At 59.5% G+C, this 22,635-nt stretch carries 22 protein-coding genes and 1 riboswitch; of the genes, 13 read left to right on the top strand and 9 right to left on the bottom strand.

Annotation, left to right across the window (positions count from 1 at the left end; genetic code table 11):
- Nucleotides 1–232 precede the first annotated feature (232 nt).
- Complete coding sequence (locus tag GOX88_RS23270; protein WP_170430848.1) at nt 233–466, top strand: hypothetical protein; 234 nt, start codon at nt 233–235, stop codon at nt 464–466.
- Nucleotides 467–800: 334 nt separating this feature from the next.
- Here the strand turns inward: GOX88_RS23270 and GOX88_RS11375 are convergent, their stop codons facing one another.
- The gene (locus GOX88_RS11375) at nt 801–2,204 is read right to left on the bottom strand and encodes an oligosaccharide flippase family protein (protein WP_170401393.1); all 1,404 of its coding nucleotides are present in this window, start codon (nt 2,202–2,204) and stop codon (nt 801–803) included.
- A gap of 342 nt (nt 2,205–2,546) precedes the next feature.
- On the opposite strand from GOX88_RS11375, the gene GOX88_RS11380 reads away from it, so the two are divergent.
- The 3 genes from GOX88_RS11380 to GOX88_RS23430 all read left to right on the top strand — a co-directional run bounded on the left by GOX88_RS11380 (nt 2,547) and on the right by GOX88_RS23430 (nt 5,922).
- On the top strand, nt 2,547–3,944 hold the full coding sequence (locus GOX88_RS11380; RefSeq protein WP_170401396.1) for an O-antigen ligase family protein: 1,398 nt from the start codon (nt 2,547–2,549) through the stop codon (nt 3,942–3,944).
- Nucleotides 3,945–4,073: 129 nt separating this feature from the next.
- Nucleotides 4,074–4,988, top strand: a complete 915-nt coding sequence (rfbF, locus tag GOX88_RS11385; RefSeq protein WP_217354209.1) for a glucose-1-phosphate cytidylyltransferase — start codon at nt 4,074–4,076, stop codon at nt 4,986–4,988.
- Nucleotides 4,915–5,922: an NAD-dependent epimerase/dehydratase family protein gene (locus tag GOX88_RS23430; protein WP_367648071.1), complete on the top strand. Its 1,008-nt coding sequence runs from the start codon at nt 4,915–4,917 to the stop codon at nt 5,920–5,922. The genes rfbF and GOX88_RS23430 overlap by 74 nt, the downstream gene beginning before the upstream one ends.
- An 8-nt stretch (nt 5,923–5,930) precedes the next feature.
- Here GOX88_RS23430 and GOX88_RS11395 read toward each other — a convergent pair whose 3' ends face one another.
- The 3 genes from GOX88_RS11395 to rfbC are packed head-to-tail and all read right to left on the bottom strand — an operon-like array spanning nt 5,931 to nt 8,761.
- Nucleotides 5,931–7,256, bottom strand: a complete 1,326-nt coding sequence (locus tag GOX88_RS11395; RefSeq protein ID WP_170401402.1) for a protoporphyrinogen/coproporphyrinogen oxidase — start codon at nt 7,254–7,256, stop codon at nt 5,931–5,933.
- A gap of 1 nt (nt 7,257) precedes the next feature.
- Nucleotides 7,258–8,196, bottom strand: coding sequence for an NAD-dependent epimerase/dehydratase family protein (locus tag GOX88_RS11400; RefSeq protein ID WP_217354210.1), 939 nt, complete (start codon nt 8,194–8,196; stop codon nt 7,258–7,260).
- A gap of 34 nt (nt 8,197–8,230) precedes the next feature.
- The gene (rfbC, locus tag GOX88_RS11405; protein ID WP_170401409.1) at nt 8,231–8,761 is read right to left on the bottom strand and encodes a dTDP-4-dehydrorhamnose 3,5-epimerase; all 531 of its coding nucleotides are present in this window, start codon (nt 8,759–8,761) and stop codon (nt 8,231–8,233) included.
- 287 nt (nt 8,762–9,048) lie between these two features.
- On the opposite strand from rfbC, the gene GOX88_RS11410 reads away from it, so the two are divergent.
- Nucleotides 9,049–10,200 (top strand): glycosyltransferase, encoded by a 1,152-nt coding sequence (locus GOX88_RS11410; RefSeq protein WP_170401411.1) that lies wholly within the window; start codon nt 9,049–9,051, stop codon nt 10,198–10,200.
- 16 nt (nt 10,201–10,216) lie between these two features.
- Here GOX88_RS11410 and GOX88_RS11415 read toward each other — a convergent pair whose 3' ends face one another.
- The 3 genes from GOX88_RS11415 to GOX88_RS11425 all read right to left on the bottom strand — a co-directional run bounded on the left by GOX88_RS11415 (nt 10,217) and on the right by GOX88_RS11425 (nt 13,014).
- Nucleotides 10,217–10,672, bottom strand: coding sequence for a hypothetical protein (locus GOX88_RS11415; protein ID WP_170401414.1), 456 nt, complete (start codon nt 10,670–10,672; stop codon nt 10,217–10,219).
- Nucleotides 10,669–12,081, bottom strand: a complete 1,413-nt coding sequence (locus GOX88_RS11420) for a GMC oxidoreductase (RefSeq protein ID WP_170401417.1) — start codon at nt 12,079–12,081, stop codon at nt 10,669–10,671. Before GOX88_RS11420 ends, GOX88_RS11415 begins: the two co-directional genes overlap by 4 nt.
- 168 nt (nt 12,082–12,249) lie before the next feature.
- A complete protein-coding gene (locus GOX88_RS11425; protein ID WP_170401420.1) occupies nt 12,250–13,014 on the bottom strand; it encodes a DUF3299 domain-containing protein in 765 nt (254 codons plus the stop codon).
- Between the two features lie 143 nt (nt 13,015–13,157).
- Nucleotides 13,158–13,358, top strand: a riboswitch (cobalamin riboswitch).
- Between the two features lie 102 nt (nt 13,359–13,460).
- Here GOX88_RS11425 and GOX88_RS11430 point away from each other — a divergent pair.
- From GOX88_RS11430 to GOX88_RS11445, 4 genes are read left to right on the top strand one after another with little or no spacing between them, the layout of a single operon-like run.
- Entirely contained in the window at nt 13,461–13,817 is a 357-nt protein-coding gene (locus tag GOX88_RS11430) for a DUF1636 family protein (protein ID WP_170401423.1), read from the top strand.
- The gene (locus GOX88_RS11435; protein WP_170401426.1) at nt 13,814–14,599 is read left to right on the top strand and encodes an ABC transporter ATP-binding protein; all 786 of its coding nucleotides are present in this window, start codon (nt 13,814–13,816) and stop codon (nt 14,597–14,599) included. Before GOX88_RS11430 ends, GOX88_RS11435 begins: the two co-directional genes overlap by 4 nt.
- 19 nt (nt 14,600–14,618) lie before the next feature.
- Nucleotides 14,619–15,566 carry an ABC transporter substrate-binding protein gene (locus tag GOX88_RS11440; RefSeq protein WP_170401429.1) on the top strand — a complete coding sequence of 316 codons (948 nt, stop codon included), beginning with the start codon at nt 14,619–14,621 and terminating at the stop codon, nt 15,564–15,566.
- A 1-nt stretch (nt 15,567) separates the two neighbouring features.
- The gene (locus GOX88_RS11445) at nt 15,568–16,581 is read left to right on the top strand and encodes a FecCD family ABC transporter permease (RefSeq protein ID WP_170401432.1); all 1,014 of its coding nucleotides are present in this window, start codon (nt 15,568–15,570) and stop codon (nt 16,579–16,581) included.
- Here the strand turns inward: GOX88_RS11445 and GOX88_RS11450 are convergent.
- Both GOX88_RS11450 and GOX88_RS11455 read right to left on the bottom strand, forming a co-directional pair.
- Nucleotides 16,556–17,164, bottom strand: coding sequence for a UbiX family flavin prenyltransferase (locus GOX88_RS11450; RefSeq protein ID WP_170401434.1), 609 nt, complete (start codon nt 17,162–17,164; stop codon nt 16,556–16,558). The two genes, GOX88_RS11445 and GOX88_RS11450, sit on opposite strands and share 26 nt — an antisense overlap.
- Nucleotides 17,161–18,669 (bottom strand): UbiD family decarboxylase, encoded by a 1,509-nt coding sequence (locus GOX88_RS11455; RefSeq protein WP_170401437.1) that lies wholly within the window; start codon nt 18,667–18,669, stop codon nt 17,161–17,163. Before GOX88_RS11455 ends, GOX88_RS11450 begins: the two co-directional genes overlap by 4 nt.
- Nucleotides 18,670–18,809: 140 nt before the next feature.
- Between GOX88_RS11455 and ubiT the strand changes: the two genes are divergently transcribed.
- From ubiT to GOX88_RS11475, 4 genes are read left to right on the top strand one after another with little or no spacing between them, the layout of a single operon-like run.
- On the top strand, nt 18,810–19,352 hold the full coding sequence (gene ubiT, locus GOX88_RS11460; protein WP_254436250.1) for a ubiquinone anaerobic biosynthesis accessory factor UbiT: 543 nt from the start codon (nt 18,810–18,812) through the stop codon (nt 19,350–19,352).
- Nucleotides 19,352–20,329 (top strand): ubiquinone anaerobic biosynthesis protein UbiU, encoded by a 978-nt coding sequence (gene ubiU / locus GOX88_RS11465; protein WP_170401521.1) that lies wholly within the window; start codon nt 19,352–19,354, stop codon nt 20,327–20,329. The genes ubiT and ubiU overlap by 1 nt, the downstream gene beginning before the upstream one ends.
- Nucleotides 20,330–20,332: 3 nt before the next feature.
- Nucleotides 20,333–21,244: a ubiquinone anaerobic biosynthesis protein UbiV gene (gene ubiV, locus GOX88_RS11470; protein ID WP_170401443.1), complete on the top strand. Its 912-nt coding sequence runs from the start codon at nt 20,333–20,335 to the stop codon at nt 21,242–21,244.
- Nucleotides 21,241–22,467: an NnrS family protein gene (locus GOX88_RS11475; RefSeq protein WP_170401446.1), complete on the top strand. Its 1,227-nt coding sequence runs from the start codon at nt 21,241–21,243 to the stop codon at nt 22,465–22,467. Before ubiV ends, GOX88_RS11475 begins: the two co-directional genes overlap by 4 nt.
- Nucleotides 22,468–22,635 lie beyond the last annotated feature (168 nt).

Genomic DNA, 22,635 nt, shown 5'->3' on the forward strand with positions numbered 1-22,635 from the left:
AAAGGCGCAACGTCACTGTTTCCGTTGCCCCTCGCAATTATTTTACCCGACTCGTTAAAGATGGGAAGGTCGGGCTCTTGCCAGCAATATAATCGCATTTATTGCCATAGGTGACAACTTGTTTATTAAGAGCCCGGCTGTACGCCACCGCGCTATCCACCCCAGGGCAGAGGCGTTCAGGTCAAATTTTCGAGAATAGCCACGGCCAAAAAAAATCGGCGCTCAGACTGGAATGTGGATCGAAAAAGACCCGGACCGACCAGCAATGAAAGCGTTATTGCCCGGTTTTCAGGGGCAGTTTGTCGATGGTTTTAAGGCGCAGCTTGCTTTTGAACACAAAATGCAGACAGGCAATTACAGCAGGGGCGCAGACACCGGCAACAAGGCCACCGGCCACGGCCATGCCCGTACTTGCACCCGAAACCAGCAAGGCGGTGATCAAAATCGCGGCAATAACAGGGCCTGACAGTAGATACACAATAATCATATCAGACTAAGCTCGTTCGCTTTGTTCATTTCCATTTGTGACGCACCTGCCTAATCATTGCGCAGCATTATGTCGGTTTTTGGGCAGCACCCTCTTAGCGTGTACTCGTCAGGGTCCACGACCCAAAAAAGAAACTCATCAAGAAAGTCCAGAACAGTTTATCACCAATCTATTCCGACCACGAGAGATGTGTGTTCTTTTTGTAGAAATCCAGACCCGATAGGCAATTTAGCACCACCTTATGCGAGAATTCTTGCCCAACGGACATTAATGCAATGTAAACAAACGCATAATTCGAACGCAGATTACCGCGCTAAACCACCTGCAAGCGTGCTTTTTCCCACACGGCCACCGCCGCAACCTGCCGGACACAAACCAGAATCCCGAACATGACAATCAGACCGGCCCCAAGAATTGCAAATTGCAGCATCAGATTCGCCGCCATTTCGGCGGCAAGCCCAAACGGTGCATAGGCAATTGCCCCCAATGCGGCCTTTGACAGCTCTGACATTGGCACCCGCAGAGGATCGACCTTTCGGCCGATGTAATAATAGGCAAAAAAGCTCACCACGCCGCTGATCAGGAACGCGACCGGGGCCCCGGGCGCGCCGAACCGATAGATGATGACAAGCGACAACAGGGCGTGCACCAACAAGGACCCGACACTGATGCCCAGCTGCACTCCGGTCATTTTCGACCGCATGAAAGCATAGCTAAAATAGGCGCCCTGCAACCCGATGATAAAGGCCGCCGGTGCCAGCAATCTTAGGTACAGGTCGGTTTCCGCGGCAAAACCGGGTTCAAACAACAGGTTTGTGAACACACCCGCTGCACAGACAAGCGCGACAACCACCGGCATCGAAATCAGCATCAGGAACGAGAAATAGCGATCCAGCACCGCATCGGATGAGGCAGATCCTTTGGTTTCATGGGCCTCAAAGACACTGGGGGCGACCACGCGCGAAAGGGTCGTCATCGGCAGTTTCAGCGCCTTCGACGCCAGCGTCTGCGCCGCCGCGAAGTATCCGGCGGCGTCCATCCCAGCGAAATAGGCCAAAAGGGACTGCGATGACATTGCAAAGAACGAAGCGCTGGACGACACCACGGCAAGCGGAAAGCCAAATCGGAAATAGGTTCTCAGGGCATCACGGCCCGGCATGACAATCCCGGACCGGCGCACGGCAAGGATCAGCGAATAGGCCCCCGTCAAGGCCGCCCCCATCGACATTCCGATCACCGCGCTTGCATATCCGCCGCCCTGCAACACGAAACTCACCGCCAGAGACACGCCCAGCGCCTGACGCAGCAGGGTGACAGCGGCAAACTTTGGCCCTTCCTTGTATTGGCGCAGACAGACCGTGCCCAGTTCGTACATCGCGTGGCTGGTGCAGAATATGACGGCCAGAAAAAAGCTGCCGACCCAGGCCGCAGGCAGGATCAACCGCACCAGAAGGGCCAGACACAGCAGAAACACCGCCAGCAGTGCTGCCGCACCCAGAACCGTTGCGATCGTTTTCCCTTCGAATTCCCGGGCATGGTGAAACCGGCCGACGGAGATGGCCAGCCAGTGAAACGTAAAGGAAAACAGCAGCATTCCGGCCAGAAGCGTCAGGTTGTAGCGGCCAAAATCCGCAGGCCCCAGAACGCGCGTCATCACGATCAGAATCGCAATCGCGATAAAAGCCGACAGCATTCTTGGAACAAAGTACCATGTCATCGCGGACTGTTTCCTCCGACCGGACAATCGAAACCCATACACTTCACTGGGCCTGATCAGGGGCCCGAACACTCATTAAACTCATCAACTCCCGCAGTGCCGAAAACAAAACCGGCGACGCACAGATCCAACGCAATAGGACTGGTTTTGCAACCTATGGGGATCCGCATGTCTTACCCATACACGTACCGCATCGCGCGCGTTTTCGATAGGATTTTGTCCGATAGGGCACGAATTGGCGCGTTAAATTGAACTGGTGTGTCTGGATCCGCACCAAGATAGACAACTTAACCGCGGCTTCGTAAGCTTATCGGGTTCGCAATTTTCGAAAAAACCGCCGATTTGGATTTTCAGCTCGGCATTTTACTATTTGGCAAGACAGATTTCGCGATGACGGCATTGAACCCAAATAGACCAAATCCGCCTGTGTCGGGTCCGCCATTCCGCCACGTTATCCTTTTGCTTTGCCTGTTTTTCTTCCTGTGTCTCGGCACCGACTTGTTCAATATCGTGCTTTGGCAGAACAAAATGGCCAACAAGCTACAGATCTTGCTCTTGCTGCCTGTCATGGCCGTAACTGCGCTGTATTACCGGCATCTCATTCGTGGTGCTTTTGCGGCTCCGGAAATTGTGATTCTTCTGATCCTGGCGCTGATTTCGACCAGGCAGAGCGCTATGCCCATGTATACGCTCGAGCGTAGCATACCCCTGTTAGTCACAACCACATTTGCCCTTGTTCTGGGCAGCATGATGTCACTGCGGGGGCTGTTGATGTTCATGGCCACGTTTTATGCGGCTGTTATCGCCCTGACGGTTGTGGCCATCGCCACGCTTCCTCAGGCACGAGGCATCCCGCCCTGGGGCGATACCTGGAACGGGATTTTCCTGCACAAGAACGGCTTGGGGGCCGCATGTGTCATGACCATGCTGACGGCGTTCTATGCCATTGGACAAACCCGAGGGAAGCTGAAGCTGGTATTTCAGGTCACACTTGCCATCGCGTTCCTGCTGTTGGTCGCCTCGGAATCGAGGACGTCACAGGTTGTTGGGCTTGTGTCGATGAGTGCCTTGGTCGCCAGCCTGCTCATTCCCCGGTTCGAGGTGACATGGGCGATTTGCTTTATCCTTCTTTCCGTCCTGCTGGTTGGCGTCATCGCCTTTTTGCTGGCGTCTCCGCTGGCGGATCCGCTGTTTGCCCTGATCGGGCGAAAACCCACCTTGTCGGAAAGGATTCCCATCTGGGAGCACACCTGGCCCTATGTCATGGACCGCTTTTGGTTGGGTTGGGGATACAATACGTTCTGGTATCCCGAATCCAGTCACGTGGTGCTGATGTCCAACAAGGGCAATCTTGGCTTTACCCCCCATTACTCGCATAACGGCTTGATCGAGACCTGGCTGAACACCGGCTTTATTGGCGTTGTTTTTCTGACCATTGCCATCCTGCGATTTTTCTTTTCCTCCTTTTTCAACATGCGGTTTCTCAGCAGTCGCGACGGAATTGTCTGCGCCCTTGCCTTGATGATCACCTTTTTGTTCGCAAACACGACCGAAAGCTCAATGTTAAGCCGGATGGAGGCCAACTGGATGTTCTTTGTCGCCTACATCACCAAGATGCATCTGGTCGCCCGGGCGGTCCGGGACAGTATCAAAAACCGTCCAGCACCTGCGCCAGCGGGCGCTGGTGCAGAGCAATCAGGAGGTTCAGACCCGCTCAGTCGGCCAGCACATAGCCAATAGGGGTGTTTCCGGCGTTTTCTGCCCGTTGTGTGACCACAATGATTGACAGCAGCGGTCCGAGTGGTGTCGAATCTTAGTATTCTTACTTTTAATCGTTTGTTCGGTAACCAGTTCCTTGGGGAGGCACCATTGAAAACAGCCATTTTTGCAGGCGGTAAAGGCTCTCGCCTGATTGAAGAGACCCGCGTCCGTCCCAAGCCTCTGGTCGAGATCGCCAACCGGCCGATTCTGTGGCACATCATGCAGCACTATTCGACCTACGGGCATCATGAGTTTGTACTGGCGCTTGGCTATATGGGCGACCTGATCAAGCGCTACATCTCGAACCTGTGCCAGTATCAGGGCAATTTGCGCATCGATTTCAGCCAGCGCGAACTGTTCGGTGAACCCGACTATACAAATGGGGATCTGGAACCGCAGACAACCCCGTGGACCGTCGATCTGATCGACACCGGCATGGACACAATGACCGGTGGGCGCCTGGCGCGGCTGCAACCTTACCTGGGCGATGAGACCTTCATGCTGACCTATGGCGACGGGGTCTCGAACGTTGATCTGGACGCGCTGATCGCCTTTCACAGGTCGCATGGCAAGCTGGCGACGATCACCATGGTGCGCCCACTGACCACTTTTGGTCACCTTGAGGTGCGCGAGGATGGTCTGGTCGAAGGGTTTATGGAGAAACCGGAAACTACCGCCGACTGGATCAATGGCGGTTTCTTCGTACTGGAGCCCGGCGTGTTCGATGCCATCGCCAGCGTCAATGGCGACGAAATCATGTGGGAAGAAGGCCCGCTGCCCAAGCTGATGGAGATGGGCGAGCTGATGGCTTATCGCCATCCGGGGTTCTGGTATTGCATGGATCATTTGGCGGACAAACGCCGGCTTGAGGAGATGTGGAAAAATGGCAACCGTCCGTGGGCAACATGGGAACATTCAGAGCGTTCTGTTAACGGGTCATCTCGGCTACGTGGGGACGGTCACCGCCCCGGTATTGGCCGAGGCGGGAATCCAGGTGACTGGGTGCGATATAAATCTCTTTGACCGGGCCGATTTTGCCCCCGGCGGCGACATTCCCGACATCCCCAATCTGGGCAAGGACATCCGCGACCTGACGGCGGATGATCTGGCGGGGTTCGATGCGGTGGTGCATCTGGCCGCCCTGTCCAACGACCCTCTGGGCCAGCTGCGCCCCGGCCTGACGCAGAAGATCAACCACGAAGGCACCATCCATCTGGCCAAACAGGCCAAAGCGGCGGGAGTGTCGCGGTTCGTCTTTGCCTCCTCCTGTTCCAACTATGGCCGCGCGGGTGAGGATTTCGTCGACGAGAATGGCCAGCTGAACCCGCAGACCGATTATGGCGTGTCGAAAGTACTGGCCGAACGTGATCTGAAACCGCTGGCCGATGACAGTTTCACACCCACCTTCCTGCGCTTTGCCACCGCCTATGGGGCAAGTCCGCGGATGCGCTTTGATATCGTGCTGAACAACCTGATCGCGCACGCCTATACCTCGGGCCGTATTCTGATGATGTCGGACGGCACCCCGTGGCGGCCGATCATCCATGTTGAGGACATGGCCCGCGCCTTTGTCGCCACGCTTGAGGCCGACCCCAAGGTGATCTCGGGCGAGGCGTTCAACGTTTGCCGCACCGAGAACAACTATCAGATCAGGGATCTGGCCGAGATCGTTGCCGATACGGTGCCCGGCGCACAGATCGACTATGCCGCCGATGCGGGGCCGGACAACCGGTCCTACCGCGTAAGTTCCGCAAAGATCGAAAAACACATCCCCGGGTTTGAACCGAAATGGGATGCGGTACGCGGCGCGCAGCAGCTGTATGACGCGGTCAAGGCCTGTGATCTCAAGGTCGAGGATTTCGAGGGCCGCAAGTACAAACGTCTTGCCCAGTTGGAGGCCCTGCTGCAGGAAAAACAGTTGGACAAGGATTTCCGCCGCACCGAACCGATCACCTGACCGGGCGCCTAGGCAGGCACCCCGATCTTGTCCAACACGGTCCGGGCTCCACGCTCACCGGATTTGAAGGCCTCGTCGGTCCACTGGTATCCCCACTCGCCAAAGCGGCCGACATAGTGGATGCCAACCTGATCCAGCCACTCATGCACGACGGGCAGAGCCTCTTCCCGGTCGAGGTCAAAGATGATGTTGGCATGGGTGATCAGCCGCGCATCGGTGTGCAGGATTTTCTCATCCTTCCCGATCAGCCCGATTTTCACCAGATCGTCGATCACCGGCTGGATCAGATCGTCCGGAGACACATCCAGCGGGCGGTATTTGTGCGAATAATAGCACTCGGCCTGGATCGATCCGCAGCCCGGCGGGCAGGTCTTGGCCGACATTTTGTGCGGGAAACTCAGACGGGTAAAGACGATGTCCTCGTCATAGATATAGGTCCATGTGGCGGGTGTGAAATCATCGCGCGCAAGGCCAAGGTTCACCGTGACACAGGTGGTGCAGGCCAGCTTGGCCGCCGCGTCGCGCACGTGATCCGGCGCGCCTTTGACCATCGGGATCAGGTCGGGCAACGGGATCGAGGAAATCAGGTGCTTGTATTGCTCGGTCACACCATTTTCGAAGGTCACCTCGCGGGCCTCGGGGTCGATGGCCACCACCTTGTGATCCAGATGCAGATCGGTCTTTTCCAGGAACGGCTTGAGGTATGAGATGAACCCGCCCTCGGTCGGGTACCGAAAGTCGGTAATGTAATGCACATCCGGGGTTTCCGCGAAGATCGCACCGCGGATCACCTCATCCATCGAAGGGCGATAGAGCCGCGGCCCCATCCAGACCGTGCTCATCTGATCGGCATCGACCGTGTGGTATTTCTTGCCATATACGGCCGGGAAATGGGTGGCGAAGGTCTCTCCAAAGACCGAAATCAGCCATTCCAGATAATTCGCGGGTTTCTCAACCACCTCCTGCTTCGAAGCTTCGATGAAATCCAGAATACACTGGGTTTTCAACTCATCCGGCAGGTTGTGCAGATTGGCCTGCGCCGGGTGTTTGACCCACGCCCCGTGATAGTAGTTGTTTACGTAGGCCTGCAGTTTTTCGTAATCGCCACCAACATTTTCCGCGAACAGGTCCTGAATACGCGGGTCTTTCGAAAATGAGATATGCGGCCCGTCATCGAAGATAAAGCCGCTGTCATGGGCGAAGGTGGCGGTATGGCCGCCGGGAAACGGGTTCTTGTCATACATCCGGCTGGACACGCCGGCCCCGTGCAGGTGATGGGCCGCGCCCAACCCGGACATGCCGGAGCCTAGGATAACAATATTCTGGTCACTCATATCAACGCTCTTTCGCAATTTCGCGGCGCCACCAGCCGATGGTATCCGCGACTCCGGTTTTCAAATTAAATCTCGGGGCCCAGCCCAGCTGATCCTGCAGCCGGGTGATGTCGGCCTCGACCAGGGGTGGATCGCCCGGTCGGGCCTCGCGGGCGCCCAGACGGATCAGATCCTCGGCCTTGGTCTGACGTCCGATCTCGTGGATCAGTTCGGCCAGAGGGATCGCCGTGCCGCTGCCGATATTGACCGGCCCCTGCAGATCGCTGAACAGCAGAGCACCCATCGCGGTGGCCACATCATCGACATGCAGGAAATCGCGTTTCTGCTGGCCGTGGGTGCACAATGCCTCGCGCCGTTGCAGCAACGAGCGGATCACATCCGCGGCCAGCCGCTGCGGGTTCTCACCCGGACCATACAGGAAGAATGGCCGCGCCCAGGCCCCGGACAGACCCAGCGCATTGCACATCGGTCCAAAGGCGGTGAACAATGCCGCCTTGGCCGCGCCATATTTGGTGGAAGGGGTCAGCGGCGTGCTGTCCTCGCGCAGCTTAACCGCCTCGGACCAGTCATATTCCATGCACGACCCGCAGAACGTCACCCGCTTGCCGCCCGCATCCGCAAAGGCAAACAACAGGTCGATCGAATGCTGCACCCAACGGAAATTCTCCAGAGACTGCTGGTTACCCGGCCCCATATACCAGGCCAGAGACAACAGATGACTGGGGCGATGCAGGTGAATTATCGCCCCCACATCCGAGGCGTTGGTCATATCGACCCGAACCCAATGCACATCGCCATAGATTTTCGGAGGGGGATCGCTTCGGTAAGTCGCAATCACCCGATGTCCATGGCGGGCAAGGTCCCGAACGGCGGCCTGCCCGATGAACCCGCCGGCCCCCGTGACCATCACCGTAGTTTTTTTCGTCTTCGCACTCGTCATGGGAAAGTCGTCTTTCCTTGGAATCGCGGCGGGCTCAGCATTGGATCAGCGGCCACCCCGCATCTTTTTCAGAAACAATCGTTACAGGTTGCGGCCATTGTATATTCAACGCCGGGTCATCGTATCGCAGCCCCTGTTCCACACCGGGGGTGTAGAACTCGCTGGCCGAATAATAGGCCTGCGCCCCGTCGGTCAGGGCCAGATAGCCATGGGCAAACATCTCGGGCACGTAAAGGGCGCGCCGGTTCTCGGCCGACAGCTCGATCCCGAAATGCTGAAGGTAGGTGGCACTGTCCGGGCGCATATCCACGATCACGTCGTAGATGGCACCGGTGATGCAGCGCATGAACTTGGCCTCACGCGCCGGGGCCTGCTGGTAATGCAGGCCACGCATCGTTCCTTTTCTTTCGTTGAATGAAAGGTTTATCTGCGCAATGGCCGGTTTCAGGCCATGCTTTTCAAACTCGTTTGCGCAAAAGGCACGGGCAAAAAACCCGCGATCGTCCGAAATCTCGTGCAGATCGACAACATAGGCGCCCGGTAAATGCGTCTCAGTGAAAATCATTAAAAACCGCCTCTTTGGACTGCAACTAGTTAACCACACCAACCCTCATTCACAAAAATATGCCCTGACGAAGCCGGTCAAATTCAGCTGCGCCGTTTGTTGGCACCTGAAGGCAATATCGAAAGCTAACCAGACAATTGGCCCGGTTTCCATGATTCTCGGGCTTTTCCACCGAAATCCCGTTTTTCGAGACCACCTGCCAAAGCGCGCATGTGAATAAACTGTTTAAAAAATGACACTCTGCGTGTGTAATGCGGACTTATTTCGTGCCGATAAAGGATGAGCATTTGAATCCTGCAGACAGAAACGTCCTGGTTTTTTCGCAGCGCAATCTCAACGACAATGTGTCGCGCTGCTCGGGGTTCGAGTTCGAGGACGTCATTGCCGAGATCGAAGACTGCCAGATCGTAGCGCCACGTCTTGCGAACAGCGGGAGGATACCGCTCAACCCCAGGCGGTGGCTGTCGCGGCGCAGCAGCCTGTTCCAATACTGGCCGTCCGGAGTGCAGAAATCCCCCCTGACCCGCAACTATGACCTGTTCTTCTGCAATGCGCAGAAACCACTGGAACTGCTGGCGCTGGATGCGGTTCCGAACTGGCGCGAGCGCTGCGGTCTGGCGGTCTGCGTTCTGGAAGAGGTCTGGACCAGCGGGATCGAACAGCACCTGCCGCTGATTAAATCTCTGTCGAAATTCGATCTGATCGCCAGCGCCTTTGCCGAGCCCTGCGAGGCGCTGCAGCGGATCACCGGCAAACCTGTCATCCATCTGCCGGGCGCGGCCGACATGGTTCGGTTTGCACCGCAGTCGCTGACCGCAGACCGCCCGATCGACATCTATTGCATGGGGCGCCGACGCCCGGAGCTGCATGATCGGTTGCTGACCATTCTGGCCGAGCGGCAAGGGTTTTACCTGTACGACTCGGCCACGAAGCCCCCGATCACGGCGCAGCACAAGGTGCATCGGGACCTGCTGGCCAACCTGATCCAGCATTCCAAACTGTTCATGGTCGATATCGCCAAGATCGGCCATGACGATCAGAAAAAGGGAAACATTGCCTGGGGACCGCGGCATGTCGAGGGTATCGCGGGCGGGGCCATCCAAGTGGGCTATGCGCCCGAGACCGAGGATTACCTGCAGTATTTCGACTGGCCCGAATCCGTGATCCGGCTGCCGCAGGACCCGGACAAGGCCATCGACCGGATTGTGGCGATCCTGGATGACCCAACCGAACAGGAACGGATGCGGCGGATCAATTTTGCGAACGCCCTGCAGAAACATGACTGGCTGAACCGCTGGACGGATATTCTGAAACACCTGAACCTGCCGGAAACCAGCGCAATGGCGACGCGCAGGCAAAACCTGTCCCGCATGGCCGCGGGGTTGACGGGCAAACATCCGTCGCAACCAAGCTCGACGGAACCTGCCTCAGCGCTCTGAGGCCGGTTGCCAGGTATCACCCGGCACTTGCGACCGAGCCATCCGACAACAGCCCCAGATGGGACAGCTGATTGCTGCAACTGTTTTCGATGGGATGAAAAACACCGGAATACTCAAGTTCGACGCCCGTTTCCGCGGACAGCACAACATTGGTCGAGGTCGCGAATTTGACCACGATGGACCGATCCAGCTTGGCCCGTTTGCCCTCGACATAAGGCAGGTTCCCGGCTTTGAAGTTGAAGATAGCATTCGCCACCTGCCCCGACAGACCTTTTTCGATCAGAAAGGTCTCATACCCATCGCAAAACGCCTGTGCTGCCGGTTGCGCGGCAATGTCAGAGCCATAGACCCGTGCGATGACCCGCCGGGCATGGGCTGCGATCCCGCCGGGCAGCAGGGCGAACCCCACCCCGCCCGCAACAGCGGCCAGACACACACCTCCCAACAATGCGCTTCGTCTGGAGATCATCATCGGACCACCTCGGCCGCGCGCAGCGACATTGCGGACAGGGTCAGGGTCGGATTGGCGGGCGAGCAGGTCGGAAACGACCCCGCCCCCAAGGCAAAGACATTCGGAACCTCGTGCAGACGCAGATACTCATCCACCACCCCCTCGGCCGGGTCGGTGCTGATCCGGTGGGTGCCCTGAATATGGGCCTGGCTGGGCAGAAAGCCGCCTGCGGTCACGCTGTCCAGTTCATCCGGAATGACACCCGGCAATCCGTCCAGCGCGCGCTGCAAGCCGCGATAGGCGTAGGGGTGGTGCCCGGTCCATTCGATCACCGGGGCGTCCTCCTCAAGCAGCACCCGGTTTTCGGCGATGGGCAGGTCCTCGGCCACAAGGGTCAGAACCAGGCGGTTGGTCCACTTGCCCGGCTCCTCGCGGATATTGGGGGGCGCGTTCGAGCTTTCGATCAGCACCGCCGCCGCCTCGGACCGGTCTATGTCGTGATAGAAATGGTAACTGTGGCCGGTATCCGACGTGCCGCCGAAATAGTTCTTCAACGTGGCTGTATCGACAATCACGGATTGCGAGGGTTCTTCGTGCAGATACCGCCCCAACGCAGAGGAGGTGACGCCCGACCGCAGCAAGATTGCCGCGTTGAAAATGGCATTGGCGCCCAGCGCAAACACGGCTCCCTTGACTTTGACTTCTTGCCCGTCCGTCCCGCGCAACACCCCGTGCGTCGCGCGCCCGCCTTCAACGACCACCTCGCGGAATTCGGTATCCAGAACATATCTGGCCTTTGGATGTGCAATCTGTTCAAGGCCGTTCAGGATCGTGAATTTCGCATCAATCGGACAGATGCCGCAAACGCCGTTCACGCAGCAGGTGGGCCGCGTGCCCCCATTTGAACGCGCGGTCGGCAGGGGCACCCAGGAATTGCTGTGACTCTGAAGCACGACGTCCGCGCGGGATCCGGTGTGCTCGGGGTAAGGAAACGGCTTGTCGCGGGGCAGGATATGATCCGACCCGCCCCCTGCGATCTCCATCAGGTATTCGGCCCGTTCGTAATAGGGGGCCAGATCGTCATAGCCGAACGGCCAGTCCATTCCCACGCCGAACCGGGAATGCAGCCGGAAGTCATCCGGGTGAAACCGCGGGGTATCACCCCACCAGAAGTTCGAATTTCCGCCGAAAACGATAAAACTGAGCCAATCTTTCCGGAAGCCGGACGAATTGCGCTGCGTGATGTCCTCTCCGGCGCGCCAGCCGTCGCGAAGCTGCGCCTCATGCGGGCGGAAACCGCCTTTTTCGACGATGAGAATGTCCAGATTCTGCGGCAGGGCGTGCGCAAAGAACATCGATGCAAAGCTGCTGCCGACAAGCACCACGTCCCATTCGCTGGCGGCAACCTCTGCAAGGTCAATGCGTTTCATCTATTCACCCATGGCCTCGCAAGAGGCTCAAACCGAATTACTCATACACTCAAATAAGATATCTCAGCGTACCCCGAGACAGAGGTTTGTCAAATCACCAAAGATGATCGGTTTCTTTCCGGAACCAATCTACAAGCCATTCCGCAGTGTCCCGATCCGGCGGCCACGTCAGTCAGAGGTCTTCGCCCCGCCGGTTTTGCGGTTGCCTGCAGCGCGTATGCGATCGGCAATGCTTTGCGTCCGCTGCGGCTGATCGCCCTGAATTTCCAGGGGTTCGACGCTGTCGGCATCCAATCGGAACGTCGCGCGCATGGGCAAAAACCCGTCCACTACCATCATGTTCTGCTCGGACGGATCGATTGTCAGCTTTCCGGTCAGGCGGACGGGCTCGTGAACATAGCTGGGCGTCCAGTCCTCATTCAGCCGCACCCGGATCATCTGATTGGGCGGCGGCGGCGGCATGTGGCTGCACATCCCGCGCTGAGGCACCAAGTAAGCTATGGCATTGCCATCCGCATCGGGTGGTGCCGGAATGGCAAACCCTGCCAGCGTCACAGTCTGACCGTCGAGTTCGGGGTTACCTGCCGCACCGGCGCGCTCTCGGTTCCGGGCCACGACATGCCGCTGGTCCAGCAGCCAGTCGATATCGATTCCATCCGACGCCAGGGCGTCCTCAGTCTCAATCAAAAGCTCCTGCCATTTCAGCCGTTCTTCGGCGCTGCCCACATCCTTATGCAGCCTGCCGCGCAAGCGTACGACGAAAAGCACATCGTCGAACTGTTCCGGGTTGAGATCGCGATACGGGTCATCGAAGACTTGAACGGACGGGTCCGGCAAATCGGACCAGTCCAGTGCGACCCCCGGAGCCGCCACCGCTGACGGGCCGCACAGGACCAGCGCCAGAATCGTTGCAAGAGGAAACCAATATCGCATGCTCGGACTCTATCGCTCTGCCCGGATCAATCCAGTGGGTTTTTGCAAATGTCGTCTTTGCAGGGCGCTCTGTCGCTGCAGGGCTGCGCCGGGAAACAAACCTCCAAGAATCAAATTTATTATTGACGCATCAGGCCATCTCGGGCAGTCAATCTGGTGATGGTTCCCCCAAAAAGGGGATGAAAAGGGAATACGGTGCGGCCCTGTCAATTGGCCAACTCCGTGACTGCCCCCGCAACTGTAAGCGGTGAGCGACGCCATACACCCACTGGCCCTTTGGGCCGGGAAGGATGGCCTAGCATCGACCCGCAAGTCAGGAGACCTGCCATCATATGTTCAACCAACCCGGGGCGGGGCGTCCTGGAAGGAGGCTATGATGACACGTCTGACACGTGTTCCTATGATTGGCACCTTCTCTGCGCGTTTGAAAACGAGCGGAGCGGGCAATGCCGCAAACACCTGATCATTTCCTGCTGATCTGCGAGACCTGCAAAGGTCCGGAGAATGCCCATGCCTTGCGCACCGCGCTGGCGGGCAGTCTGCCTGCGGGCTTTGCGGTTCGGACCGTATCGTGCATGGCGGGATGCGAAAGGCCGACAACCGTTGGATTTCAGGCCGTTGGCAAAGCGCAGTACCTGTTCGGCGATATCCAAACCGAACGCGACATCAACGCAGTGGCCGAGTTTGCGCGGCAGTATCAGCACAGCGTGGACGGATGGACCAACGCCACCGACCGCCCGCGCGCATTGTTCACCAAAACCTTGGCTCGCATGCCCTGTATGAACGTGGAGGAGCGCCCATGACCAACCCCGCGTTTCTGGTTGCTCGTGACCTGGAATACTATGCGCTCAACGGCGATGTCCTGCTGCAGGGTGCGTCGTTCGAACTGGACAAGGGTGCAATCCTGGCCATTGCCGGGCCAAACGGGGCCGGAAAAACAACGCTTTTGAACCTTCTGTGCGGTGCCGCCGAGATGGTTCTGGGCGATGTCCTGATCAACGGGCGCAGCCTGAAACAGATGTCCGCATCGGAACGCGCGCGCATGATTGCCGTGGTCAGTCAGCAGGAGTTTCCGGACGGTCGGTTGCTGCTGCGCGACTACGTTGCGCTGGGTCAGATTCCGATCCGCTCCGACCGGTCCGCCGACGCCCACGCGGCCGAACTTGACCGGATACTGGACCTGACCGGGCTGGACGCTCTGGCCGGCAAGCGGATGGCCCTGCTGTCCGGCGGCGAACGTCAGCGAGCACATATCGCCCGGGCACTGGCGCAGAACCCTTCGCTTCTGTTTCTGGATGAGCCCACCAACCATCTGGACCCTGATGCCAAGGGCCGGATGCTGTCGCTGGTGGCCGAACTGGGCATCACCGTGGTCATGATCGTGCACGATCTGGTCATGATCCCCGAATTCGCCACCCATGTGGCCCTGATGAAATCCACCCGCCTGACCAGCTTTGGGCCCGTGGCCGAGGTTCTGACGCCCGCGCATGTGCGCGACACGTTCGGCGTCGACTACCTGTGTTTCCAGCACGAAGGCCGGGTAATCCCGGCGCTGGATATCCGAAGAACACCCGTTTCAAACTAAAGCAAGGAAACTCCCCCCAATGAAACAAATCTGGTCTGCGGCCCTGATCACCGCCCTCGCAGGCGGCGCCTTTGCACATGAGGTGACGGTCGACAATTGCGGCGCGCCACTGGTTTTCGAGACTCAGCCCGAACGGCTGGTCGTGCATGACATGAACATGACCGACATGGCCTTTGCGCTGGGTCTGCAGGACAAGATCGTTGGCCTGACCGGCATTACTGGCTGGTACAAGACCAGCCCCGAATTCGACACGCTGCGCGGCGACATCCCCGAGCTTGCGCCGAAATACCCGACCGTTGAAAACCTCGTCGCGGTCGAACCCGACCTGTTCTTTGCCGGTTGGTATTACGGCATGAAACCCGGCGGAGACGTGACGCCCGGCACGCTGGAGCCCTTTGGCATCAAGACCATGATCCTGACAGAAAGCTGCGTGCATCTGGACAAGGATCGCCCCGAGGCCAGCATGGACCTGCTGTTCGACGACGTGCTGCGTCTGGGCAAGGTCATGCATGTCGAGGACAAGGCCGACGCGCTGGTATCCGGCTGGAAAGACGAACTGGCAGCCATCGAAGCCCAGACCGCCGATCTGCCCAAACCCCGCGTGTTCCTGCTGGACGGTCCGGCCGATGCGCCCTTCACCGCGGGCAAATTCGCCATCCCCGACGCGATGATCGCCGCTGCGGGCGGTGAGAACGTCACCCATGACATGGACACCAGCTGGGGCCGCACCTCATGGGAGGTCGTCGCCGCATCCAACCCGGAATTTCTGGTACTGCTGGACTACCAGACCGGAAATGGCGCAGCGGATACGTTCAAGTTTCTGCAGGACCATCCGGTGATGTCGCAGATCGACGCCGTGAAAAACGAACGCTGGATCGGCCTGCGCTACGAAGAGCTGACCCCCGGACCGGCGAATATCAAGGCGATCTCGAAAATGGCCCAAGCCATGCATCCGGGCCTCAACTGAAATGGGCCGATTGGGCCTTGTGCTGATCTTGGGGGCGGTCATTCTGGCCGCCCTCTTGCTGATTTCTACCGTTTACGGCACCACGCCGATCCCCGCGCAGGATGCGTTTGACGCGGTCTTGCTGGGCACTGGTCTGACGGATGGGGACATGTCCCCCCTGCACCGGATCGTGTTCGACCTGCGCCTGCCCCGCGCTTTGTTCGCGGCCGTCATTGGCGCCGGGCTGGGCATTGTCGGCGTGGTTCTGCAAACCACCACGCGCAATGATCTGGCCGACCCCTTCCTGTTCGGCCTGTCCTCGGGCGCGGCAGCCGGAGCCGTTTTCGTCATCACTGTGACCGGCGATGTTCTGGGCTTCTGGACCTTGCCGCTGGCAGCGTTCTGTGGCGGACTCGTGGCCTCGGGCATCGTGCTGGCGCTGGTTCACGGGCTGCGAACCAGTGCGCCGGAAAAGCTGATCCTGGCTGGTCTGGCGGTTTCCTTCCTGTTCTCGGCCATCACCAATTACCTGATTTTCGCGGGCGACAGCCGCGCGGCGCATTCGGTCATCTTCTGGATGCTGGGCGGGCTGGGTCTGGCCCGCTGGGAAACCTTCCCACTGGTCTGCGCCGGACTGCTGCTGATCCTGTCCTATTCGCTCTATCGTAGCCGTTGGCTGGATGCCCTGCTGACCGGAGACCTGACCGCCGCAACGCTGGGCGTGCCGGTTCAGGGGCTACGGTTCAGCATGTTCTTTGCCGCAGCCCTTGCCACCGCCGTCTTTGTCTCGGTCGCCGGGGTGATCGGCTTTGTTGGCCTGATGGTGCCGCATATCGCCCGCGGGATCGCTGGACCGCTGCACAACCGGCTTCTGCCCACCGCTGCTATTGTGGGCGCTGCCTTGCTGACAGGGTCAGACATCCTCAGCAGGCTGCTTCTGGCCCCACAGGAATTGCCGGTGGGGATCGTGACGACCTCGATCGGTTCGGTGTTTGTGTTTCTGCTGCTGTTCAGAACCGCACGGGCTCGGCACTAGATTCGGGCATCAATCCCGCTTCGGCCCATTGGCTTGCAACCGGGGCAGATACCCCCAACAGATCGATCGCACGGGCCGCAATTTGGTTGACGATGTCCGACACGCATTGCGGTTTCAGATAAAAGGCCGGCACCGGCGGCAGAACAATTGCGCCCATCTCGGTCACGGTTGTCATGTTTCGCAGATGCACCAACGTTAGCGGCGCCTCACGGGTCAGCAGAACCAGCCGCCTGCGTTCCTTGAGTTGAACGCTGGCCGCGCGGGTCAGCAGGTTGTCATCCAGACCGTGCGCGATTGCCGCCAGGGATCGCATGGAACAGGGGGCAACGATCATCCCGGACACCGGGACCGACCCTGAGGCGATACTGGCGCCGATGTTGTCTATGGAATGGTGGCGGGTTGCCAATCCCCCGAGGGTCTCAAACGCATCCCCCCCGCATTCCTCAAGAAGCGTGCGCTTTGCCGCCTTGCTGGTGACAAGGTCAATCTCAACGCCCAGAACCGATAGCTGCCGCGCCACTGACACCCCGAGCGCTGCACCCGAGGCTCCGGCCACGCCCAAAATCACGCGCTGCTGGCTCATGACCTTCCTCCTGCCATCAGGCGCGAAACAAGATTCGCCGCAAACTCCGCATCCTTGTCCGCTGTTTTCATCACGGTTCCCCATTCCCGGCTGGTTTCGCTTTCGATCTTGGTCGTGGCGTCGATGCCCATTTTCCCCGACAGCCCGGGTTGTGGTGAGGCAAAGTCCAGATAGTCCATCGGCGTGTTCTCCAGCGTCATCACATCCCGAACCGGGTCCATACGCGTGGCAAGCGCCCAGGCGATGTCATCCCAGTTTGCGGGGTCGATATCGTCATCCACCACCACGATCATCTTGGTATAGCTGAATTGCGGCAGCATCCCCCACAGCGCCATCATCACCCGGCGCGCCTGGCCGGGATAGCGTTTGTCGATGCTGACAACGGCCATGCGGTACGAGCACGCGGCGGGCGGCAGCCAGAGGTCGCGGACCTCGGGGATCTGGGCGCGAATGGTGGGCAGCGCGAGGCGGTTGAAAACCTCGCCAATGATCGCAGGTTCATCCGGCGGGCGTCCGGTATAGGTGGACAGGTACAGCGGGTCCTGCCGATGGGTCACGGCTGTAACCTGCATGACCGGGAAAGGCTCGGCCCGGTTGTAGTATCCGGTGTGATCTCCGAACGGCCCCTCGGGCGCGGATTCGGTGGGCGATACCCAACCTTCAAGGATGATCTCGGCCTCGGCCGGAACCATCAAGGGCACCGACTTGGCGGCCACCATACGGGGGCGGGCGCCGTTAAGCGCGCCTGCAAAGGTCATTTCCGACACGGTCTCGGGCAGAGGCAACGCGGCAGATAACAGCGTGGCCGGGTCCGCCCCCAGAACGATGGCAACAGGTGTCTTTTCCCCGCGTTTCGCCCAGCTCCTGTGATGGGCCGCGCCGCCGCGGTGGGGCAGCCACCGCATGATCAGCTTGTCCCGCTCCAACACCTGTGCGCGGTAGATGCCCGCATTATAGGACGTGACATTGCCCGCCTCGGACCCGTGAGGTCGGGTGATGACCACCGGCCAGGTCACAAGCGGCGCCGCATCGCCCGGCCAATGGGTCTGCACCGGGATAGAGGCCAGATCGATTTCCGACCCTTCCAGTACAACCTGCTGGCTAGGGCCAGACTTGGTGATCTTGGGTCGCGTCGCCAGAGCGGCCTTCAACATCGGCCAGCGCGACAGGACATCCCGCACCCCGTCCGGAGGCGTCGGAGTTTTGAGCGCGGCTAGAAACGCGCCCATCTCGTCCAGTTCCACCGGTTTGATCCCAAGTCCGGCGCATACGCGTTCGGTTGTCCCGAACAGGTTCGCGACAACTGGCATTTTTGAAGGGATACCACCGTCCGACACCGGAAAATCGAACCGCAACACCGGGCCGGCCCGTTCCAGCACGTTGCGGTGAACCGCTGTCATCTGATGACGGACAGAGACGGGTTCCGAAACCGTCAGCAACTGATTGGCATCCCCGCACCAGTCAAGGAAACTGCGCAGGCTGGGGAAAGAGGGCAACGATCGCACGAGAGCTCCTGTTCAAGAAAGCCCGGCCTGCCTATCAGCGAAAATCCACAGCGAAATTGACAATCGTCAACTTGCGACAGCGTGCAAACACTTATGAGTGCCCGGCAAGAGACATGTCGACCGTGCCAAAGGAGCCCTGCTTGTCCCAATCGCCCGCTCAGATTCCGCGCTTTCCGCAGGTGGCCACCTATCCGTTGCGCGTTTTGCCGTTCGCCCCTTTGTCGGCCATTCTGTCCGCCTTTTCCCGCAAGATTGCCCAAAAACACCCGGGCATGTTCCGCAGGCTGGGTGAGTATGATCACAGCCGGTTCATCCTTGATCCGACCGACCTGCCTTTTGTGATCTGTCTTGATCCGAACGGCGGCAACCCGCGTGTGTCCGTCACGCGCGGCCCGGCAGATGGTGCCGCACGGATTGCCGGGCCGCTTGCCGCCCTGCTGGGCCTTGTTCACGGCGCATATGACGGGGACGCGCTGTTCTTTTCCCGCGATCTGGTGATCGAAGGCGATACGGCCGCGGCGCTGGCCCTGCGCAACGCCGTCGATGATGCCGAGCTGGACTTCGCGCAGGAACTCTCGGACCTGTCCGGCCCATTGGCGCATTCCATGCAGAGGGTTCTTGCACTGATCGAGCGAAGAACCGGCGTTAACCTGAGCAGACCTGAAGAGGCAGAACTATGGTAATGGAAATTGTCTGCCCCGCTGGCACCCCTGCCGCGTTGCGTGCGGCAGTAAAGGCGGGCGCGCACACGGTTTACTGCGGCTTTGCCGATGAAACCAACGCCCGGAACTTTCCCGGCCTGAATTTCGACCGGGCGGAAATGCGCGAGGGCGTGGCCTTTGCCCACCAGCATGGTGCCAAGGTTCTGGTTGCCATCAACACTTTTCCGCGCGCCGGGCACGAGGCCATCTGGCACAGCGCCGTGGCCGATGCCGAAGCTTGCGGCGCCGATGCGGTGATCCTGGCCGATGCCGGCCTTCTGGCCCACACCGCACACCATCATCCGGGCCTGCGCCGTCACCTGTCGGTACAGGCTGCCGCCGCCAATGCGGATGTCATCAACTACTATGCCGAGACCTTTGGCGTGAAACGTGTCGTGCTGCCGCGCGTGCTTTCAGTGCCGGAAATCGCCGCGATCAACGCCGAAACCGAGGTTGAAACCGAGGTGTTTGTCTTTGGTGGTCTTTGTGTGATGGCCGAGGGCCGCTGTTCGCTGTCGTCCTACGCCACCGGCAAATCGCCCAATATGAACGGCGTCTGCTCTCCGGCAAGTCATGTGGAATACCGTGACGAAAACGGGGTGCTGGATGCGCGCCTGGGCGGTTACATCATTCACCGCGTCAACAAAGGCGAAGCCGCCCCCTATCCGACCCTGTGCAAAGGATGCTTCAGCGCAGGTGAGAAAACCGGCCACCTGTTCGAAGACCCGGTCAGCCTGAACGCCGAGAAGCTGATCCCGCAGTTGCAAAAGGCGGGCGTTACCGCGCTCAAGATCGAAGGCCGCCAACGGTCGCGTTCCTACGTGGCGCAGGTGGTGCGCAACTTCCGCGCCGCCGTGGATGCGCTGGATGCAGGCCGCCCGTTGCCCGAGGGCATGTTGGCCCGTCTGTCCGAGGGTCAGGCCATGACCACCGGCGCCTATAAGAAAACCTGGAGATAAGCCATGGATCTCACTGCTGGGCCGACCCAGTTCTTCTGGTCCAAAGACCGTTGGCTGGAGTTTCACACCTCTTTGGCCGATACCCCCGTTGCCCGTGTCGTTCTGGGTGAACTGGTCTGTTCCAAACGCCTGCCGTTTTATCAGGAGCATATCGCAGAGGCGATCGACACGCTGCAAAACGCAGGCAAAGAGGTCGCCCTGACCAGCCTTGCACTGGTCACCCTGAAACGCGAGCGCAAGCTGACCGCCGATCTTGTCGAAATGGGACTGCCGGTCGAGGTCAACGACCTGTCTGCCCTGCCCCATCTTCCCAAGGGCACGCCGTTCTGGGTTGGTCCGCTGGTCAATGTCTACAACGAAGGCACGCTGACATGGCTTGCTTCGCTGGGCGCCACACGGGTGTGCCTGCCCCCCGAACTGCCGTTGGAAAGCGTTGAGGTGCTGGCCAAAACCGCCGCGGATCTCGGCGTTGCTGTCGAGGTCTGGGGGCATGGCCGCCTGCCCCTGGCAATCTCGGGCCGCTGCTATCACGCACGCCTGCACGGTCGCACCAAAGACAACTGCCAATTTGCCTGCGAAGACGATCCGGACGGGCTGCAGGTCAACACGCTGGAAGGTCAGCCGTTCATGACCATGAACGGTGTGCAAACCCTGTCGGACACCCACGCCGCTGCCGTTTATCAGACCGACACGCTGGCGCGCGCAGGCGTCACCGCCCTGCGCCTGTCGCCGCAATCACAGGGTTTCCCTGCCATCTGCGCAGCCTATCACGCCCTCCAGCAAGGAGATGCCACGGCACAAACAACAGCCGCAGAGCTTCAATCCATCACGCCGGACGCCCGCTTTTCCGATGGGTTCCTGCAAGGTGCATGTGGCGCGGACTGGTCCGCCGACCGGGCCGTCCCGGCAGAGTGACCTCACGATCATTCTGGGCCGCGCCCTATCGCCCCATGTTCAGCGGCGCGGCGCTTTGGGCGCTTGTCTGTATCGGGTGGTGGCCATTGGGCGTGCGTCTGGGTCTGCCGGCTCCGGCGTTCGAGCCAACCGTGCTGTGGCATGTGCATGAGCTGCTGTTCGGCTTTGCCGCACTGGCTGTCGGCGGTTACCTGCTGACCGCCCTGCCCAATTGGGTGGCCAAGCCCCCCGAACAGGGTCTGATTTTGAAACTGCTGATGGGGTTCTGGGCCTTGGGCCGTCTCACAACGGCCATGGCTGATCGCCTCCCCCTCAGCCTGATCCTGATTTGTAACGGGCTCTATTTCATCGCATTGTTTGGCCTTCTGATATGGCGCATCGCAGCCGCAAACGCCTATGTCAAAACTCCGTTTGCTTTCGCAATGCTGGCTTTGGGCCTGGTCGAAGCCACTTACATGGCTCTCGCTAAATCCGGTGATGTCGCCGCCTGCCTGTCCCTTGTTCGCGCGGTGCTGATCGGCTTTGCCATCCTGATCGCCACCATCGGCGTTCGTGCCGTCCCGGCCTTCACCAACACTTGGCGTCAACACCAAAACCTGCCTGTTCTGGATTTGCCCTACAACGAAAGGCTGCGCGTGATCACCATTGCGTTGTTGGCCTGTGGCGCCCTTGCTTTGTTTCTGGACGCCGCCGATTTCGCCAATGCCTTGCTGATTCTCGCCGCCCTTTCCCTGCTTGCGGCGATGTCCCGCTGGCGCAGCTTCAGCACAGGGCGCAACCCGCTGCTCTTCGGTCTGCATGCGGCCTTTCTCTGGCTTCCCCTCGGGCTTTTGTTGATGGGATCATTGTGGTTTTACCCGGCGGCCTACCCCACGCAAGACGCCCTGCATGCCCTCACCATCGGCGCGATTTCCGGCATGATCATGGCCTTCACCGGCCGCGCTGCATCCCACACGTCAGAGGGTTCGCTACGCGCACCGCGCAGCCTGACCTGCGCCATGGTGCTGCTGTGGTGCGCCATCGCAACCCGCCTTACCGCACCGCTAACCGCCCATGGTCAACTCCTGGAAAATTCTGCGGCCCTGTTCTGGTGCGTCAGCTGGGTGTGTTACCTGATCGCCCTGCGTCCTGCTCTCTTGGGCCCAGCGGTCCGACCTGTGCTCAGCGGCAGAAGCCCTAAGACCCGGACCATGTCCACAACCAAGGCAAAAGGAACAGGATAAGCTTGGGGCAGCCTAAGCCAGCCAACAGCACCGAAACCACAGATAATAAAAAAGTGGTGAGCCGTGCAGGATTCGGACCTGCGACCCACTGATTAAAAGAACGGCCAGAGCCATTTCTCCGCATTTCGCCAGATTTCGCCGCACTGACAAAAATGAAGCAAAAACAGT

The organism is Ruegeria arenilitoris (assembly GCF_013030985.1).
In the GTDB taxonomy this organism is placed as follows: Bacteria; Pseudomonadota; Alphaproteobacteria; order Rhodobacterales; family Rhodobacteraceae; genus Ruegeria; species Ruegeria arenilitoris_B.

What these genes read in the sequence shown, in the direction of transcription:
- GOX88_RS11375 (WP_170401393.1), bottom strand. Translation starts at nt 2,204, where the DNA reads ATGACATGGTACTTTGTTCCAAGAATGCTGTCGGCTTTTATCGCGATT.
- GOX88_RS11440 (WP_170401429.1), top strand. Translation starts at nt 14,619, where the DNA reads ATGAAACAAATCTGGTCTGCGGCCCTGATCACCGCCCTCGCAGGCGGC.
- GOX88_RS11445 (WP_170401432.1), top strand. Translation starts at nt 15,568, where the DNA reads ATGGGCCGATTGGGCCTTGTGCTGATCTTGGGGGCGGTCATTCTGGCC.
- rfbC (WP_170401409.1), bottom strand. Translation starts at nt 8,761, where the DNA reads ATGATTTTCACTGAGACGCATTTACCGGGCGCCTATGTTGTCGATCTG.
- GOX88_RS11395 (WP_170401402.1), bottom strand. Translation starts at nt 7,256, where the DNA reads ATGAGTGACCAGAATATTGTTATCCTAGGCTCCGGCATGTCCGGGTTG.
- ubiU (WP_170401521.1), top strand. Translation starts at nt 19,352, where the DNA reads ATGGAAATTGTCTGCCCCGCTGGCACCCCTGCCGCGTTGCGTGCGGCA.
- GOX88_RS11425 (WP_170401420.1), bottom strand. Translation starts at nt 13,014, where the DNA reads ATGCGATATTGGTTTCCTCTTGCAACGATTCTGGCGCTGGTCCTGTGC.
- GOX88_RS11415 (WP_170401414.1), bottom strand. Translation starts at nt 10,672, where the DNA reads ATGATGATCTCCAGACGAAGCGCATTGTTGGGAGGTGTGTGTCTGGCC.
- GOX88_RS11420 (WP_170401417.1), bottom strand. Translation starts at nt 12,081, where the DNA reads ATGAAACGCATTGACCTTGCAGAGGTTGCCGCCAGCGAATGGGACGTG.
- GOX88_RS23270 (WP_170430848.1), top strand. Translation starts at nt 233, where the DNA reads ATGTGGATCGAAAAAGACCCGGACCGACCAGCAATGAAAGCGTTATTG.
- GOX88_RS11400 (WP_217354210.1), bottom strand. Translation starts at nt 8,196, where the DNA reads ATGACGAGTGCGAAGACGAAAAAAACTACGGTGATGGTCACGGGGGCC.
- ubiV (WP_170401443.1), top strand. Translation starts at nt 20,333, where the DNA reads ATGGATCTCACTGCTGGGCCGACCCAGTTCTTCTGGTCCAAAGACCGT.
- GOX88_RS11450 (WP_170401434.1), bottom strand. Translation starts at nt 17,164, where the DNA reads ATGAGCCAGCAGCGCGTGATTTTGGGCGTGGCCGGAGCCTCGGGTGCA.
- GOX88_RS11435 (WP_170401426.1), top strand. Translation starts at nt 13,814, where the DNA reads ATGACCAACCCCGCGTTTCTGGTTGCTCGTGACCTGGAATACTATGCG.
- GOX88_RS11430 (WP_170401423.1), top strand. Translation starts at nt 13,461, where the DNA reads ATGCCGCAAACACCTGATCATTTCCTGCTGATCTGCGAGACCTGCAAA.